Here is a 16,542-nt window from a genome sequence, read left to right as displayed (position 1 = left end):
TTTGTTATAAAACGTCGATAATTATTCAAAATGAATTGGTTATATTATTTTAACACCCACTAAACCTCTGCGCAATTTAAACTTTTTATGAATGTGATAAGAAATGTTTTGCAGTGAAGCATTAAAGCGGCATGTTGTAATTAACCTGAAAAACGTATGATTATTCATTTCAACTTGGTTTTTTCCAATATACAGAAAAACAGCCTCCCCCAACTCAAGAGGGAAGCTGTTTGTCGGCGATGCCAATGGTGCCCTTGTGCTTCATGTCGCCGTCTTCGTGGAAATAATTGCTGTACAAAAACTGCAGCCGGCTGACCCAGCGCATTTCGCTGTTCATCGCGCGCAGCATCAGCTTCTGGACCTTCGGGTCCGTCGCCGTCAGCATCAGGTCCGAATAATTCCACGCGGCTTCGAGTGCGTCATCGACGGTCGCTTTCAGTCCGGTTACATACGCCCTGGGCGTTTCAACCTTGCTGAAGACCGGATAGCAGCCGGTATGCTCATAAAAGAGACGGGTCAGCTCGGCAAGACGGCCCTGCCGCTCCTCTTCGACCACGCGGCTGAAATAAATCCGGTGGTCCGGGGGAGCCAGCTCCTGAAGCCTTCGTCCTTTACGGATCGCTTCGTACTCGCCCTGTACGGCTTTCTGCAGCTCGCCGGCCGGCAAATACCCGTTATGTTCACTAGTTCGGTAAAACAATCAACCCCCGCCTTTCCGATAGGCTAATGTTACGATACTGTATGCCCGGATACGGCGGGGGGTGCCATTTGTCAATGCCACCGCTTCATCAGCGGTCAGATCTCAATGCTCTCTCCCGGCTTGAGCGCGTGTCCTTCAATGCCTTCCTGATGAAGACGGTCGCAGAAGAGCGTACTGTTCTGGTTAATGGCAGGGAAAGTGTTGTAGTGCACCGGAATGACGCGGTCCGCCCGCAGCCATTTGGCCGCCAGCAGTGCATCGTCCGGTCCCATCGTCAGCACGTCGCCGATCGGCAGCGCGGCAGCGTCGATCTGATTCATTTCACCGATAAGCCGCATGTCGCCGAACAGCGCCGTATCTCCCGCATGGAAGAACGTTTTGCCGCCCATGGTCAGCAGGATGCCCGCCGGTTCTCCGGCATAGATCAGCGCGTCGCCGTCCTGTACCGCAGAGCTGTGGAAAGCCAGCGTGTATTTGACCTTGAATCCGTCAAACTGCTGCTGCCCCCCGATGTTCATGGCAAAGGTTTTCGCGCCCTTCTTGCGGCAGAACTCGGCCAGCTCGAACACGGCGACAATTGGACAATCATTCGCTTTGGCAATCTCCAGCGCATCGCCAAAGTGGTCGGAGTGCCCATGGGTGAGCAGCACCGCATCAACACGGATATCCGCAGGCGCAATACCCGATGCCGGATTGCCCGAGAGAAACGGATCGATGATCACGCTCCGGCCGCCTTCCTCCACCACCACACAGGAATGACCATAATACGTAATTTTCATATGAACGCCACCTCCTCATTATCCTTTACCCATAAACATTTTAAACTTACGGGATTTATTTGTAAAAGGAGTGGTTGCCGATCGTCTTGGCCAAGGTCCGTGTATGGTGAACCGTCAGGTCATCGGCCAGCTTCAGCGACAGAAAATAATACGTATCATCCGAGACTTCCTTGCGTCCGTTAAGCGCCTCATTGACGGCATGAATCGAATCCTCGTTCGGCTTCACACGGTCAAAACGGCCGTTCGCCACAGGACTGAACTGATATCTCTGGTAAATGACTTTTCTAATCGTATCGGGAAAATTGGCTGACCGCAGCCGGTTCAAGACAACATTGGCCACAGCCACTTTGCCTTGGTACGGTTCGCCTTCGGCTTCTGCCATCACGATTCTACGGAGCAGAAGCACGTCCTCAGCGGTTACCTTGTACTGTTTGGTCGCTTCCGACTTCTGGGAAGGACTGAGCAGTTTGGTCCGGCTGAAGAATAACGTGGTGGGGGGATTCAGTTTTGGATCCAGCTTCGGCTTGGCTGCAACAGCTACAGCTTTCTTCGCCTTAGGCTTCGCTTGCACAGCTTGGGCCTTTTTGGCGGCAGCCGGTGTTTGTGCTGAAATCCCTTCAACAAAAAGGGGATGATGCTTAACGTTCCATTTTTTCAATAAATTTACATTCAAAAGCTGCACGGAGTTTTCCGCGGTTAACGGGTGTTTTGCCCCCTGTATGGATAAATGCTGCGGGCTTGAGCCTGCTTCATCGTTCTTGCTGTATGTTACGGCCCCCAGTTGATTCGTGCTGTCGTTATACTGCATTTTATGCATCTGCTCGTTTTGCAGCAGCATGCAAATTGCAGAGAAACACACCAGAAGCACACCGATCAGCAGTGCCATCCAGCGGTTTTGACGTAATGTGTACATGTTTCTCCTCCTATATTTCCGGCACATTCCCTCTTTAAGTAACCAAAAATACAGGTTTTGAATAACCTTTGGAAACATTTTCAGTCAATTGCTGTATCCGAGATCGTACAATAACTGACAAACAGGACAGTCTTTACAACACATGTTGCTTAGGAACGGCACAAATTTACTTCACAGGATACGGCAACAAAGGGAATTCGATATTCGATCATGTGCGGAAAAATATATTCGATTTCTATTGCTATTTATTTCCAATCTACGAATCTTTCATTTGAACGGCCTCTAGTATCTCATACATTGGCTTTTCGTGCAAATGCGTGGAAAAAAGTACAAATTCATCGACCTCCCAAATCAGAGGCTGATTTTTCCCTTCAGAACCGGATTTTTCCACGGTCAAAGACGGTAAATCGGAGCCTGTAAAAGGCGATTTTCCCGCGTATTTACGGGCAATCGTGACATGGGGACGGTAAGGCCTCGCCTCTTTTGCGAACCCCAGTTCCCCCATCTCGGAAGTGACCGCTTCATAGAGCTTGTCCAGGCCGCCGGATTGGTCAATTACTCCAGCCCATAACACCCGGGGAGACTCCGCTGACCCGAAGGTGCCAAACGCTCCAAATTCCAGTTGAAATGGGTTGATTTTCAAGGAAGCCCTTTTTAAGGCAGCTGCGATTTCCGGCACTCTTCCAGCATCAGCGTCCCCCAGAAACTGGACGGTAATATGGTAATCCTCCCGGTGCGTCCATTTTTTAAAACCGAGCTCTTTCTCGTTCCGGTGCCTCCATTCTTCCAGTAATGATCGGATCGATTCCGGTATCCGGACCGCGACGAATAGCCTTAAAGGCTTATCTTGTACTTGTTTCTCTTTCATTTCCATGCAAGTATTTCCCCTTTCTTCCCCTTTGCGCCGCATAAAATGATCCTGTAAAAATTGGTACCGAAGGTATAATTCGCATGAATTCCTTCATTAATATAGTTTCACCTTTCGGGCCCATTGTCATGCAGCAGAGTTACGCAAAAGCATACTCTCAGGAGGGCGTTTACTTGACAGCTGCTCCCTTTCATTCACTTGGTCTCGAGGGGTCCTGTTGTATATCGTTTCAAATCTGTTATCCTGAATATATTCATAATATATAGATTGAACTAAAGATTTGCATTAAGCTTCCTGTTATAGCAGCCCAATACGGCCTGTAACATTTCATTAGTTCATTCTATTTAGAGTAGCAGAAACATCACATCAAGGGTACATACATGAAGGAGGCTGAAACGGTATGAAGCAAATTGTTTGTCTGCATTCCCTGACTCCGGAGCAGACCCGCTTGATTGAACAAGCCGCTCCCGGCTATAAGCTGACCGTCGTCAAAAGCACCGATGCGGATCCCGCACTCGTAAACGAAGCGGAAATATTGGTTGGCTGGTCCAGACAGATTGCCGATCAGGTGCTGAATCAAGACAGCCGGCTGAAATGGCTGCAGACCTGGTCAGCCGGCGTGGACACGCTTCCGCTGGACAAGCTCGAACAGAAAGGCGTGCTGCTGACGAATTCCAGCGGCGTCCATGCAATTCCGATCTCGGAGACGATCCTTGGCATGTTGCTCTCCTTCTCGCGTCAGCTGCACGTCTCGGTCCGCAATCAGCTCAAGCACAGCTGGGAGACCAATCTGGCCGCGCCGGGACGGGACACCTTGTCCGAGCTGCACGGCCGAACGGCCGTCATCGTCGGCGTCGGCGAGATCGGCAGCGAGACAGCTCGCCTTGCCAAGGCGTTCGGGATGCGCACCGTCGGCGTCCGCCGTTCCGGTAAAGCCGATCCTCATGTGGACGAGATGTTCACCATGGACGGGCTCCACAAGGCGCTGAGCCAAGGCGATTACATCATCAGCGTGCTGCCGCTTACCGATGAGACGCATCACCTGCTGAATGCCGATGCCTGGGCGGCGGCCAAGCCGTGCGCCTGCTTCATCAATGCGGGCCGCGGGCCGACGGTGGATACGGCATCCCTGCTCGAAGCGCTCCGCAGCGGGCAGATCAGCTGCGCCGGGCTCGACGTGTTTGAGAAGGAGCCGCTCCCTGAGGACCACCCGTTTTGGGACATGGAGCAGGTCATCATTACGCCGCATGTTTCCGGAAGCACTGACCGGTATACCGAACGGGTCATCGATATTTTTGTCGAAAACCTGAAGGCCTACGTGCAGGGAAAAGAGCTTCCGCGTAATCTCGTCAATTATGAGCGTGCTTATTAATACGGACATCTCCCAGCAGCTGTCCCCCGCAAGGTGGAGTTTTGCCTCCGAAATTTTCCGCATGCTATGCGAAAGTCCTGATATATTCGGGGCATGAAAAAAAGGCTGTCCCACGTTACCGGTCGATTGCAGACCGGATCGTGAGGCAGCCTTTTTTTGGCTTGATACTCGTGATGAGCACTGAGATGATTGACTTGACTTCAATTCATAAAGGTAATCTTCTTCTATTATAATGAGAAATTTCAACTAATAAGATGAGAATCTTCTACTACTAATAAGATGAGAATCTTTCTTCTAATATATAGTAGAAAGTAATCGCATGCCGGATGGCTTATCCGCCTCCGTCACCCGCAAAGCCAGACGTTCCGGACAAAGCTGCCTTTCCATACCCGGGCGCTGTCCAGAATGGCAAAGCCCGCCTGCTGAATCGATTCCGCCGCTTCCTCCGTCGATACAATAACAGCCCGCTTCGCCATACGGCGCAGGCTCTGCAGCATAACGAGCCGCTGATCCGTGCTGAGCACCGAGCACAGGTTGTACGGCATGTCCAGGACGGCCGCATCGAAGCGTTCCGTCACCTGCGTCATATCTCCGAGCGCCACCACCTCCGGATAGCCGAAGTGCTTCAGGTTGGCCCGTGCTCCCCGGATGGCCAGCGGATTGATATCCCAGCCCCGGATGTCGATGCCCATCGACAGGGCTTCGATCAGCACGTTCCCCATGCCGCAGCAGGGATCGGCGGCCCGGACACCTGCGGGCTCCGGCACAAGGATGTTCACGAGCGAACGGGCGGTCGTGACGCTGAGCCCGGTGGAATAATTGTGCGGCTTGTCCTTGTGCAGCCGCCAAGTGCGTTCGGGATGCCGGCACCATCCGAGCATCCACTGTCCCTCGGCGGACAGAAGGCCGAACTGCACGTCCGGATGCTTCATCTCCGCCTTCCCCCGGATGCTGCTGCCGACACGGCGCTCAAGCATCCGCTGGTCCTCGTAGGAGCAGGGATCGCCGGATTTTACGTACGTTACTTTGAATGTGGCGCCCCCAAGCTCTAACTCCGAAGCCTGCCGGGCAATTTCTTCGACCGAGTCGCCCTGCATCAGCACGTCCAGACGCATCGACACATACGGACTGCGGTCCGGGTCAAGCAACCGGGAGCTGCGCAGCATTGGGCCTCTCCCTTTCAAGGGTTTCGCCTGCCCGAGCAGAGCATTCAGCTCCATTCGGCACAGCTCCGTTTCCGACTCGTGGCTGGCGTACATATAAATAATCTCCGATGGTTCGGATGTCAATTCCATAGTTCCTCCGTTCGTTCTCCCTATCTTCGGGCTCCATTGCGGTCTAACCGTTCAGCACCGTCACTATTCTACATTCCCGAATTCCCATTCCCAATCAAGAATCGAGCCTGCAGAATGGCAGGCGAACTTGCTCGGCTCCCTTTTATAAGCACACCGACGCCAGCAGCCGGTAAGATTCCAGCCGCTCGGCATAACTCATCACCGGCGTGGTGACCAGGAACTCGTCGCACCCGAAGGAATCCGCCAGCTCCAGCAGCTTCGACTTCACCTGCTTCGGCGACCCGGTGATCAGCCGGGTCGCCTGCGGCTGCGGCTCGCTGGCCTCAGGTCCCGGCCGCTCGACTTCCGGCAGGGCTGACCGGCGGGACAGCGCCAGCGCCTCCTGCTCGGTCGCGGCGCAAATGACGCCGATGGCCGCGATGCTTCTCGGCCGCTCCAGCAGCGCCGACGGCTTGAAGCCCTCCCGGTAGGCCGCCAGCACCTCGGCGCCGTCGCGGTCGCTCATGAACTGGCCGAACACGTAGCCCGTCCCGTTCTCCGCCGCGAAGCCGGCGCTTTTGTTGTTCGTCCCGAGCATCCACAGCTCCGGCTGGATCCGCGGGAGGGGCTTGGCCGCGACCGGCACGTCCTCGTACGCATAGCGGTCCTCCAGCAGCTCGATCAGTGCGCGGACGCGGGCCGGCATCTCGGCCACATGCTGCAAATAATTGCCGCTCAGCGCCATCGAGGCATGCGCCGAGCCGCCGGGCGCCCGGCCGATGCCAAGATCGACGCGGCCGGGGTAAAGCGCAGCCAGCATGCGGAAGTTCTCCGCGACCTTCAGCGGGCTGTAATGCGGCAGCAGGACCGCCCCCGACCCGATGCGGATCCGCTCGGTCCGGGCCCCGATATGCGCCAGCAGCACTTCCGGTGCGGCGCAGGACAGGTTCACCAGGTCGTGATGCTCCGCCGCCCAATACCTGGTGTAACCCCACTGTTCTGCATGGCGGGCAAGGCTGGCCGCTTCCTGCAGTGCTTCCTCAAAGGACGCCTCTCCTATTTTTGGTACAAGATCCAGCACGCTAAGTTTAAGAGCGCCCATCCGGTCTTTCCTTCCCTTCTATGGCTGCCTAATCCAGGTCGTAAATGGAACCTACCTTCAATCCGTACAGCTCATTGTAAATTTTTTCAGCAAACGCATCCGTCATGCCCGCAATATAGTCGATCACCATGTGCTCCCACGTCCAGATCGGATTCGGCCCGGCCTGATCCTTCTCGAACCGCTGCAGCCAGTCGGAGGGGATAATCGATTTGGAGGCGACCGGATCGAGAAAAGCATCCCACAGCCGCTGGATCATCCACTCGCTGCGCTTCTGCAGCCGCTGCACCCGCAGATCGCGGATCATCGTGACCCACGCGAAGCTTTTCAGCACGCTGACGGTGCGGAGCATATCCTGGTCCTCCTGGCCTTCCTTGACGAAGGTCACCTTCTTCCAGTCCCCGTCGTCAATGACGCCGAGGCTGCTGACGAACAGGCTTACCCAGTAAGCCTTGACCTCGCGGCGGGTACGGGAGTAGTCAAACTCGCAGTACGGAAGCTTCTCATTCCACACTTTTAAAAAGGACGTCAGCACTTCCTCCACCTTGTAGCGGATATGCTCTTCCGGGCAGTTATCCCAGAACGCGTCCTCCAGCGTCATGACTTTCTCGACAATCAGGCGCAAAATATGCGGATCCTTCAGAAAATGCTCGTGCACTTCGATTTTCCCGGCTTTGATGCCGTCTTCGAGGTCATGGGCCGAATAAGCGATATCGTCGCATAAATCCATCAGCTGCGCTTCGAGCGTCTTTTTACCTGCGGGAATGCCCCAGTCCTGGCGGATCTGCGAAATATAGCCCCATTCGTGCTGGTACAGCCCCTTTTTGAGCAGGGTGCCGGGATATGGATATTTATTGATGCCCAGCAGAATGGCATCGGACAGGTTCAGGCCGTCCACGTTTTCCCGCTTCTCCAAAAACATGATCAGCCGGAAGTTGTGCGCGTTGCCTTCGAAATGCTCGTATTTCTTCCGCAGCCTAGCGCGGACGTCGTTCACTTCATCCGGGGACAGATGCAGCCCCTTCACGGCTTCTTTCGTCCGATCTCGGATCAGCTGATCCAGAATGCCGTCCAGTACCTCTTCCCCTTTATGTCCAAAAGGAGGATGGCCGAAGTCATGCGCGATCGCCGCACACTCTACCACCTCCGGATCGATCACGAGCCCCGGGTTGTCCGCCTGCTCGTCGCTGACCTCGGGATGCGCCCGCAGCAGGCTGCGCGCCGCTTCCCGGGCGATTTGCGCCACCTCAAGCGAGTGGGTCAGCCGCGTCCGGTAATAGTCCCCCGTACCCGCGCCGAACACTTGGGATTTGCCCTGCAGCCTCCGGAACGTCGGCGAATGGATCAGCCGCGAATAATCCCGCTCATATGGCGCGCGGGACGCGTCGGATTTCACTTGTTCGGGGTACTGCCGATGCTCTCTTTTTTCTTTAATGTTCATGTACAGCACTCCTCTCACGACAGTATGGTTTTTTTATTATAAGCGATTTTGCCGGAGGTGTACTAACATGGGACGTGGGCGAGTGCCTATTTTCCATAAAAATGCAAAGTTTATCGCAAATATCCGAACAGTTGGTGTAAACATCACTGACAGCGGATTGACAGGTAGGCAGTTTTCTCATTGATTCACCATTGTCGAGACTGGGAGCCTGCGGGTTTTGGCGGGTATCATCCCAAGCCAAAAAGGAACCCTTCATCCTGGGGATGAAAGGTTCCTGATGGAATGCTGCATTCGACTGCCTTATAATGCTCAATCAGATTCCGCGGGCTCCACGGCCTCCAGCAGCGCGCGGTCGAGATCGGCCGCGTATGCTTCCTTCGCCGCCGGGCTCCAGTTCAGCACACTGCCCATATATTCGATGACCGGCGCCTTCCAGGTGCGTACGAGCTGAATATCGAACAGCGTCGCACCGAGCCTGCGGGTAAAAAAGTCCACCGGCGTCGCCGCCATCTCCGCTTCCAGCGCATAGGCCAGCTGGCCGAACAGCATCAGCGGCAGCCCGTGCGCTTCCGCCTCCGCCCGGTGGCTCTGGATCAGCCGGAAGACGCCGGATGCATTCGTGCCGTATTTGCCGGCGATCGCGAGGGCTTCATCCGGGGCCAGCCCCGCCTCGATTCCGGTCTGGGCGGTCTTCCGCACGAAAGGCTCATACTGTGCCGAGCCGCCGAAGTCCCCGCCCGAAATCGGCAGATGCTTGGTCTGGCATGCTTTAAACGGGCGCCCTGTTTGTTCAGTCAGCTCCCGGGACAGCACGTCCACAATCGTCTCGGCCATCTTCCGGTAGCCCGTCAGCTTGCCCCCGGCGATCGTCAGCAGTCCCGAGCCGGACTCCCAGATCTCATCCTTGCGGGATATTTCCGACGGATCCTTGCCCTGTTCAAGAATGAGCGGCCGTACCCCTGCCCAGCTGGACTCCACGTCCTCCGCCGTAATTTGCAGCTCAGGAAACATATAATTGATCGCGTTAATAATATAGTCGCGGTCTTGGTACGTCATCCGGGGATGCGCCGTATCCCGGTCGAAGAAAGTATCCGTCGTTCCCACATACGCCTTGCCGTCGCGGGGAATGGCGAACACCATTCTTTTATCCGGCGTGTCGAAGTACACCGCCTGCTCAAGCGGAAACCGGGATTGGTCGATGACCAGGTGGACGCCTTTGGTGAGGCGCAGCGTTTTACCCTCCTTCGACGCATCCTTCTCGCGGATCCGGTCGACCCACGGCCCTGCAGCGTTAATAACCTTGGCGGCGTGGACTTCATAGGTGTCCCCGGTCAGCTGGTCGTGGACCACCGCGCCGCGAACGTTATTCCGGGCGTCATACAGCAGCTCCTCGACCTTGCTGTAATTGAGCGCCGCAGCCCCGTGCGCCACGGCCGCTTTCATCACTTCGATCGTCAGGCGGGCGTCGTCGGTGCGGTATTCCACGTAGTACCCGCCGCCCTTCAGCCCTTCCTTCTTGATGAGCGGCTCCTTCGCCAGCGTCTGCTGCGGGGAGAGCATCATACGGCGCTCCGCTTTTTTGACGCCGGCCAAATAGTCGTACACCCGCAGTCCGAAAGACGTGCTGAATTTGCCGAACGTGCCGCCCTTGTGGATCGGCAGCAGCATCCACTCCGGCGTGGTGACATGCGGACCGTTCTCGTATACAACCGCCCGCTCCTTGCCGACCTCGGCGACCATTTTGACCTCAAACTGCTTCAGGTAGCGGAGCCCGCCGTGCACCAGCTTCGTCGAGCGGCTGGATGTGCCTGCGGCAAAATCCTGCATTTCCACCAGCGCCGTCTTCATCCCGCGGGTCGTCGCGTCCAGCGCGATGCCTGCCCCGGTGATACCGCCGCCGATGATCAGGACGTCAAACTTTTCCTGCTTCAAGCTCTCCTTGATTTGTTCGCGATTCGTATTGGACCATATCATCTGTGCTTATCTCCCTCCAGATCGAAAAAGAGACCCCCCAAGATATGTTTCTGTGTTTATTTAAAAGCCATGGCTGCATGTACGGCCTTCTTCCAGCCTTCGTACAGCCCGGTTCGCTCCTTCTCTTCCATCACCGGCTGGAACTCGCGCTCGATCGCCCACTGGCCGGAAATGTCCTCCTGGCTCTTCCAGTAGCCGACGGCGAGTCCTGCCAAATACGCAGCGCCCAGCGCCGTCGTCTCGTTAATGACCGGCCGTTCGACCGAGACGCCGAGCACGTCGCTCTGGAACTGCATCAAAAAATCGTTGTGCACGGCACCGCCGTCGACACGCAGCGTGGTCAGCTCGATGCCCGAGTCGGCCTCCATCGCGGACAGCACATCCTTCGTCTGGTAGGCCAGCGATTCCAGCGTCGCCCGGATAAAATGCTCCTTGGACGTGCCGCGCGTCAGGCCGAACACCGCTCCGCGCACATCGCTGTCCCAGTAAGGGGTGCCGAGTCCGACGAACGCCGGGACGACGTACACGCCATCCGTGGAAGCCACGCGCGCGGCATAAGCCTCGCTCTCCTTCGACTCCTTCAGCATCCGCAGCCCGTCGCGCAGCCACTGGATGGCCGAGCCCGCCACGAAAATGCTGCCTTCCAGCGCATATTCCACTTTGCCGTTGATGCCCCATGCGAGCGTCGTCAGCAGACCGTGCTCCGAGCGGACCGCCGTTTCACCGGTATTCATCAGCATAAAACAGCCGGTGCCGTAGGTGTTCTTGGCCATGCCCTTGCTGTAGCACGCCTGCCCGAACAGGGCCGCCTGCTGGTCGCCCGCAACGCCGGCGATCGGCACCTCTGTGCCGAAGAAGTGGTACGGTACCGTCAGGCCGTATACCTCTGAGGATGGACGCACCTGCGGCAGCATGGAGGCCGGAACCCCCAAAATCTCCAGCAGCTCGTCGTCCCATTGTAACTCGTAAATGTTATACATCAGCGTGCGCGATGCGTTTGAATAGTCGGTCACATGCGCGCGGCCGCCGGTAAATTTCCAAATGAGCCACGTATCGATCGTGCCGAACAGCAGCTTGCCCTGCTCCGCCTTCTCCCGGGCGCCTTCGACTTCGTCAAGAATCCATTTGACCTTCGTACCGGAAAAGTACGGATCGATCAGAAGCCCTGTTTTGGCGCGGATGGTGTCGTCAAGCCCTTGGGCCTTGAGCTCCTCGCAAATGCCGCTCGTCTGCCGCGACTGCCACACAATCGCATGGTACACGGGATCGCCCGTTTCCTTATCCCACACCACCGCGGTCTCCCGTTGGTTCGTGATGCCGATCGCCGCGATCTGCTCGGGCTTCACGCCCGATTCCGACAGCACGGACGCGATCACCGACAGGACCGATCCCCAAATCTCATTGGCGTTATGCTCCACCCAGCCTGGATGGGGAAAATGCTGCGTTATCTCCCGCTGGGCCGTATGTACGGCTTCTCCTTTTTCATTAAATAAGATAGCCCGGGAACTCGTCGTCCCCTGGTCCAGTGATAAAATGTATTTTTCCATAGAACCCTCCCTGCTTCCGTCAGCGAACGATGCGCTCGTTGTGGTTGTGCACATTCGGGATGTTGCTGGATGTATATCCGGTAAGGAAGACAAACCATGTCGCTTGGTGACGTTTACATGGTTTTCCTTAGAGACATCATACTATATTTGGAGCGGGTTCGGGTTAACAAAATCGAAGATTGGCGAAGGAAATGGCGGAGTACAGATGATGGGACTGATGAGGTTCTTGGGGAGAATTGAAGGGCGAGAAAAGGAGCGGATAAAGAGGAATTTAAGACAGAGTGAGGGCGTGGTGATGACGTAGTGAGGACATTGAGAGGACATTGAGAGGACATTGAGAAGACATTGTGAGGACTTGGCGATGACGATGTGGAGACATTGTGGGGACCTAACGATGACGTAGTAAGGACGAAGTGGAAACATTGTAGGACGTGGCGAAGACGTAGTGAGGACGAAGTGGAAACATTGTAGGATATGACGATGACATAGTAAGGACATTGTGAGGACCCATTACAGAGGAGTGAAAGCTATGACAAATGGATAAAATTATTATATTGTAATGCGTATCGATACACTATATAATAAACAACAAATATCCAAGGAGGGTCTTTTGCATGAACTATTCGATTAACCTGTTCGGCTATCACGTGGACTGCAAGCTGAACGTCGAAGAAGACCGGCTGCAGCTGGACATCGCCGAGGAAGATCAGAAGTCGCTGAAGCAGTATTTGATCCGGGTGCTGCCAAAATACGGCCGTGAAGCATCCCAGACTTCGACGTTGGACGAGCTGGTGAAGCTCGCGATCGATGCGGAAAAAACGATGGAAGGCCACATGTCCGAGCCGAAGCTCAAGCTGCCTTACGAATTCCAGCCGGAAATCAAAGAGAAGCTGATCGAAGCGGCGGCGCTGCAGGACATGTCCGCAACCCAGCTGCTGATCCGGATTATCGAGCGTAAATACCAGGAAGTTATGGGGTAAAGGGGGTTTTGGTTATGCCATACGGCAACAAGGTTAAATTTCATTACGATGTACCTGCCTACATTAAAAAGCAGCTTGCCGAAGCGGCCAAGAAGCTGAACATGACCGCCACGGAGCTGCTGTCCAAAACGATCGAGGAAGAATACGAGCGGGTCAAACGCGAGCAAGCTTCTGCTAACTCCGGGAAATAACGGGGATCTGGGCTGCGAACCTTTCCACGGAACGGGCCTGTTCCACGGAAAGACTCAGGTATTCATAGTCCTGACCGATCCGGTCGCATGACAGCAGATGGCACTCTGTATAGTCGTCAACCGGATCGTGTTCCAGGAGATACACGCGGATGCTCGGGTTCAAGTCCTCGATTTTGCAAAAAAACGTCGCTTCCGGGGCGGCGTCCATAATCGCCTTGATGCGTTCCCGCACGCAGCCCGGCAGCAGCGGCTCTAACAGCGAGAACGTCTGGATGGTCGGTTGGTATTCATAAATCAGCATAAGCGGATGCCTCCCTTTTAGTATGAAAAAAATTATGATTTCCCTCCTGCCTGACTTGTCTCTATCTATGATTGGTACTAGCGTTCTCGTTAGAGCACCTTCAGCCGCTGTAAAATCGTCAGCACCCTGTACAGATCGTAGCTTCCGTTCACCGGGGTGCTAATGATCTTCGCCTCAACCGCCGCATTTACCGCAGATTCCGCCCAGGCCGGTACCTCCATCTGCTGCCGCGCCTCCAACGCGGAGATCCGCTGCTCCACTTTTTGCAGAAGGACCTCAAGTTGGGTCAGGCGTTCCGCTTTTTTCTTCAAGTCATCCAGCTGTTGGGCCAGCTCAGTAATGCTAACACTCATTTCGGCGTGATCTCCTTTCCATGCATCATATTGAGGCAGTCCATACTGCTCCATAATCGCGATTAGCTTGGACGGGTATTTCGGATCGGTCGCGTAGCCGCCTTTCCAAACTGCCTCGGCCGCTTGCCGGTAATCTGCCTGCAGCACGCCATGATACCGCGTCGGCTTGTCCTTGGTGCCGTTCAGCAAAAGCTTGGAATGGTCTGCAATGGACTCCGTCCAGGAGTGATATTTGCGAAAAGATGCCGCCACCTTCACCGACTTGCCGTTGACATACTCTGTGGTGGGCATTTCTACGCTTCCCGCTGTGCCCTTGCCTTTGATGCCGAACAGGTTGTTTGCCTGCCGGGCAAGACCGCTTGTCCCCCAGTTGGATTCCAGAATTGCCTGGGCGATGGTTAAGGAAGCTGGTACGCCGGTGGCCTGCATGTCAGCGATGGCGCAGGGGGCGAGGGTGGCGATGAATTCATTTGGGTTCATGGGTGGCGGACTCCTCCTCTTCCGACTTACTTTCCAATATTTCAATGGCTCGCTGGAATACCTTAGGGACCGGAAGGCCCATACGACCTACATTCTCCAAAATGCTGAGTAACTCGTTAGCCAGATAGAAGAAGATCACTGCGTTCTGAAAATACTTCAAATTTCCCAGCACGACATCAATAAAGTGGGCAACGGTAACCATCATAAATACGGCAATCTTACGGGCAATGCCGTAAAATCCCTTCCGGCTCATCAACTGCCCGTTTACCCACGCTACGCCAAATCCGGTAAGCCAATCGACCACAACGAGAATGAGCAGTAGGTTGATCAGTACGTTCCAGCCTCCGAACAGATACCCGGCAACCGCACCAAACACTGTTGACAGCGTCTTGACCGTCAGGGTGATGCGCTCTTCCATGGGGATGACCTCCTTTAGTTGAAAAAATGACCCGTGTAAAGCAAACGAATTCCTACTATCACTTCGTTTCATAACTTCTTGAAACTCGAAAAAACCGGCCTCTTTTGGCCGGCAGGTCTCACTCTTTGTATTCTTTAAACTGCATTTCTTAGTAATTTCTCTGTCCCTTGGTTTGCTTGCTAATCAGCATTCCCATAAAGTTCCTTCATGAGTTCAGCTAGCTGTGTGTTTGGCCTTATAGGAGTATGATCAATATTGGTTGGCGTTACATTTAACTTTTCTTGTTTCTGCTCCAACAAAGTAACATGGAATAAAACGCCACTTGAGTCTTGTGGATTTATATCAGGGACGACTGTTAAATGACGAATATGTTCAATCCAATTCTTAATTTGTGTTGGATCACTAATAGTCTTTGGAATTCCGTCGCTCCCACTAACGATTTTTATTGCATCAACCTTGGTAATGTCCCCCGGATAAAAAGTTTGCAGCGCTCTTGGTGATGAATCGATCGCTTCCTTATTTGATGCATTATCTGTGTTACAGCCACTGCATAAGAGTAGTAGAATAGTTATTAGTGAAATCAACAACAATGGCTTTTTTTTCATAAATAATCCCTCCTTTTTTTTACAAACGATTATTTTACTAATAAAGTTTCATGGGTAAGCAAAAAAACAAGCAAAACGCTTGAAAATATCCAAGCGTTCGCTGATCTATACTTTCAATCCCTAACTTTCCACATATCTGTAATTGAACCGTATTGCCCCAACAGTAAATACACATCGGTTCCTGTAGTTTTCCAATTGTCATGCACAATTGCATATTGCGGGTTAGACCAGTCATCAGTCTGAGTGTAAGTCTCATAACCGACCAAGTTGACCAAGTGCCCGCCATCCGAGCCCTCCGGGATATATCCATAGTGTTCCAGTCTTAAAAACCCCGGACTTTTTGCATTTACCTCTGTCTTCATCTCCCCGAAAGTTGGCGATGTATCTCGTGTTGTACTGAAGTTAGTATATCCCTTTTCTTTAAAATAAGCGTTCAATCCTGGAGCAATATCGATACTGAAAACACCATATTTATTATTATGCTTCATAAGTACGCCTAGACGATCCGCAACATTCGTCCAAATCCCGCTGGAGGAAAGAGCTGTGTACCCTTGGCCTCGCCAGTACATGATTGTGTTAGCACCGGATGTAGGAACGCAGTCATTATCCATACTCGGGTTATCGTTTTGCTGATAATCTGGCACACCGTTAATATAACCGTATTCATAATTTATGATTGTATTAGTCCCAACTTCACCATTCTCTGCTGGCGGCGCGATCGCTGGAGATGGCTCCAGAATAGATTTGGCTTTATCTTTTTTTGACTTTATTTCGGCCAATACCTTTTTGTTAAATGACTTTTTGGTTTTTAAATCTTTGAAATCTGTGTCATTGATCTTGTTGGCATAAAAAAGCGGACCAAAATAATAAAGGTTACCCTCATTCTCACCTTGCCCAGGATATACACTACCGGTAGCAAATTCTAGAAGTAGTCCCTTTTCATTATCAATGACGAAGTATCCCGCTACTTCATTTCCCCGTTGAAGCACAACAAGAGTTTTAGTAACTTGTTCATTTTCATCTTTCATTCCAATGGTTTTGCCAATTGTAACTCCCACAAAGTCATCGTGCCCCAACTGAACCCGCTCGGCAATTTTCTTCGTTGCTATCGCTGAAATATCAAGTTTCGATGATGTTGATTCGGAAGCAAAAGCATTAGGGACGGTAAGCGTAAGCGCTAGAATTGCGGACATAGCTGCAACAGTTAATTTTTTCATTTGTAATCCTCCTAATAGTTTAGTGTGATT

The 16,542-nt window shown here is 53.5% G+C and carries 17 protein-coding genes; 3 read left to right on the top strand and 14 right to left on the bottom strand.

The window, feature by feature from the left end:
* Window positions 1-214: 214 nt before the first annotated feature.
* From ABIE48_RS01075 to thpR, 4 genes are all read right to left on the bottom strand, one after another.
* Window positions 215-700 (bottom strand): ferritin-like domain-containing protein, encoded by a 486-nt coding sequence (locus tag ABIE48_RS01075; RefSeq protein ID WP_145026131.1) that lies wholly within the window; start codon window positions 698-700, stop codon window positions 215-217.
* A gap of 95 nt (window positions 701-795) precedes the next feature.
* A complete protein-coding gene (locus ABIE48_RS01070) occupies window positions 796-1,479 on the bottom strand; it encodes a metal-dependent hydrolase (RefSeq protein ID WP_076175040.1) in 684 nt (227 codons plus the stop codon).
* A 55-nt stretch (window positions 1,480-1,534) separates the two neighbouring features.
* Entirely contained in the window at window positions 1,535-2,392 is an 858-nt protein-coding gene (locus ABIE48_RS01065) for a cell wall hydrolase (RefSeq protein WP_145026137.1), read from the bottom strand.
* Window positions 2,393-2,648: 256 nt separating this feature from the next.
* Window positions 2,649-3,266: an RNA 2',3'-cyclic phosphodiesterase gene (thpR, locus tag ABIE48_RS01060; protein ID WP_354518127.1), complete on the bottom strand. Its 618-nt coding sequence runs from the start codon at window positions 3,264-3,266 to the stop codon at window positions 2,649-2,651.
* 394 nt (window positions 3,267-3,660) lie between these two features.
* Here thpR and ABIE48_RS01055 point away from each other — a divergent pair, with 394 nt between their 5' ends.
* Window positions 3,661-4,632 (top strand): D-2-hydroxyacid dehydrogenase, encoded by a 972-nt coding sequence (locus ABIE48_RS01055; protein WP_192716243.1) that lies wholly within the window; start codon window positions 3,661-3,663, stop codon window positions 4,630-4,632.
* A 344-nt stretch (window positions 4,633-4,976) separates the two neighbouring features.
* Here ABIE48_RS01055 and ABIE48_RS01050 read toward each other — a convergent pair whose 3' ends face one another.
* The 5 genes from ABIE48_RS01050 to glpK all read right to left on the bottom strand — a co-directional run bounded on the left by ABIE48_RS01050 (window position 4,977) and on the right by glpK (window position 11,967).
* Window positions 4,977-5,927: a TRM11 family SAM-dependent methyltransferase gene (locus ABIE48_RS01050; protein WP_192716242.1), complete on the bottom strand. Its 951-nt coding sequence runs from the start codon at window positions 5,925-5,927 to the stop codon at window positions 4,977-4,979.
* A 142-nt stretch (window positions 5,928-6,069) separates the two neighbouring features.
* Window positions 6,070-7,008 (bottom strand): LLM class flavin-dependent oxidoreductase, encoded by a 939-nt coding sequence (locus ABIE48_RS01045; protein ID WP_192716241.1) that lies wholly within the window; start codon window positions 7,006-7,008, stop codon window positions 6,070-6,072.
* A 28-nt stretch (window positions 7,009-7,036) separates the two neighbouring features.
* Window positions 7,037-8,446: a deoxyguanosinetriphosphate triphosphohydrolase family protein gene (locus ABIE48_RS01040; RefSeq protein WP_089549916.1), complete on the bottom strand. Its 1,410-nt coding sequence runs from the start codon at window positions 8,444-8,446 to the stop codon at window positions 7,037-7,039.
* A gap of 309 nt (window positions 8,447-8,755) precedes the next feature.
* Window positions 8,756-10,420 carry a glycerol-3-phosphate dehydrogenase/oxidase gene (locus ABIE48_RS01035; RefSeq protein WP_145026152.1) on the bottom strand — a complete coding sequence of 555 codons (1,665 nt, stop codon included), beginning with the start codon at window positions 10,418-10,420 and terminating at the stop codon, window positions 8,756-8,758.
* A 56-nt stretch (window positions 10,421-10,476) separates the two neighbouring features.
* Window positions 10,477-11,967, bottom strand: coding sequence for a glycerol kinase GlpK (gene glpK / locus ABIE48_RS01030; RefSeq protein WP_145026155.1), 1,491 nt, complete (start codon window positions 11,965-11,967; stop codon window positions 10,477-10,479).
* A 614-nt stretch (window positions 11,968-12,581) separates the two neighbouring features.
* Here glpK and ABIE48_RS01025 point away from each other — a divergent pair.
* Window positions 12,582-12,947 carry a hypothetical protein gene (locus ABIE48_RS01025; RefSeq protein ID WP_076175060.1) on the top strand — a complete coding sequence of 122 codons (366 nt, stop codon included), beginning with the start codon at window positions 12,582-12,584 and terminating at the stop codon, window positions 12,945-12,947.
* A 14-nt stretch (window positions 12,948-12,961) separates the two neighbouring features.
* Entirely contained in the window at window positions 12,962-13,138 is a 177-nt protein-coding gene (locus ABIE48_RS01020; protein WP_163882478.1) for a hypothetical protein, read from the top strand.
* On the opposite strand, the gene ABIE48_RS01015 is transcribed toward ABIE48_RS01020, so the two are convergent.
* The 5 genes from ABIE48_RS01015 to ABIE48_RS00995 all read right to left on the bottom strand — a co-directional run bounded on the left by ABIE48_RS01015 (window position 13,122) and on the right by ABIE48_RS00995 (window position 16,512).
* Complete coding sequence (locus ABIE48_RS01015; protein ID WP_192716240.1) at window positions 13,122-13,439, bottom strand: hypothetical protein; 318 nt, start codon at window positions 13,437-13,439, stop codon at window positions 13,122-13,124. The two genes, ABIE48_RS01020 and ABIE48_RS01015, sit on opposite strands and share 17 nt — an antisense overlap.
* Window positions 13,440-13,528: 89 nt before the next feature.
* Window positions 13,529-14,272 (bottom strand): glycoside hydrolase family 73 protein, encoded by a 744-nt coding sequence (locus ABIE48_RS01010; RefSeq protein ID WP_192716239.1) that lies wholly within the window; start codon window positions 14,270-14,272, stop codon window positions 13,529-13,531.
* Window positions 14,259-14,690, bottom strand: a complete 432-nt coding sequence (locus tag ABIE48_RS01005) for a phage holin family protein (protein WP_192716238.1) — start codon at window positions 14,688-14,690, stop codon at window positions 14,259-14,261. The genes ABIE48_RS01010 and ABIE48_RS01005 overlap by 14 nt, the downstream gene beginning before the upstream one ends.
* Window positions 14,691-14,869: 179 nt before the next feature.
* Complete coding sequence (locus ABIE48_RS01000; RefSeq protein WP_192716237.1) at window positions 14,870-15,295, bottom strand: hypothetical protein; 426 nt, start codon at window positions 15,293-15,295, stop codon at window positions 14,870-14,872.
* Window positions 15,296-15,408: 113 nt separating this feature from the next.
* Complete coding sequence (locus ABIE48_RS00995; RefSeq protein WP_192716236.1) at window positions 15,409-16,512, bottom strand: C39 family peptidase; 1,104 nt, start codon at window positions 16,510-16,512, stop codon at window positions 15,409-15,411.
* Window positions 16,513-16,542: the final 30 nt, after the last annotated feature.

Origin of the sequence: Paenibacillus sp. OAE614 (assembly GCF_040546645.1) — a bacterium.
Classification (GTDB): Bacteria; Bacillota; Bacilli; order Paenibacillales; family Paenibacillaceae; genus Paenibacillus_AQ; species Paenibacillus_AQ favisporus.
This window is presented reverse-complemented; position numbering and strand designations above follow the sequence as displayed.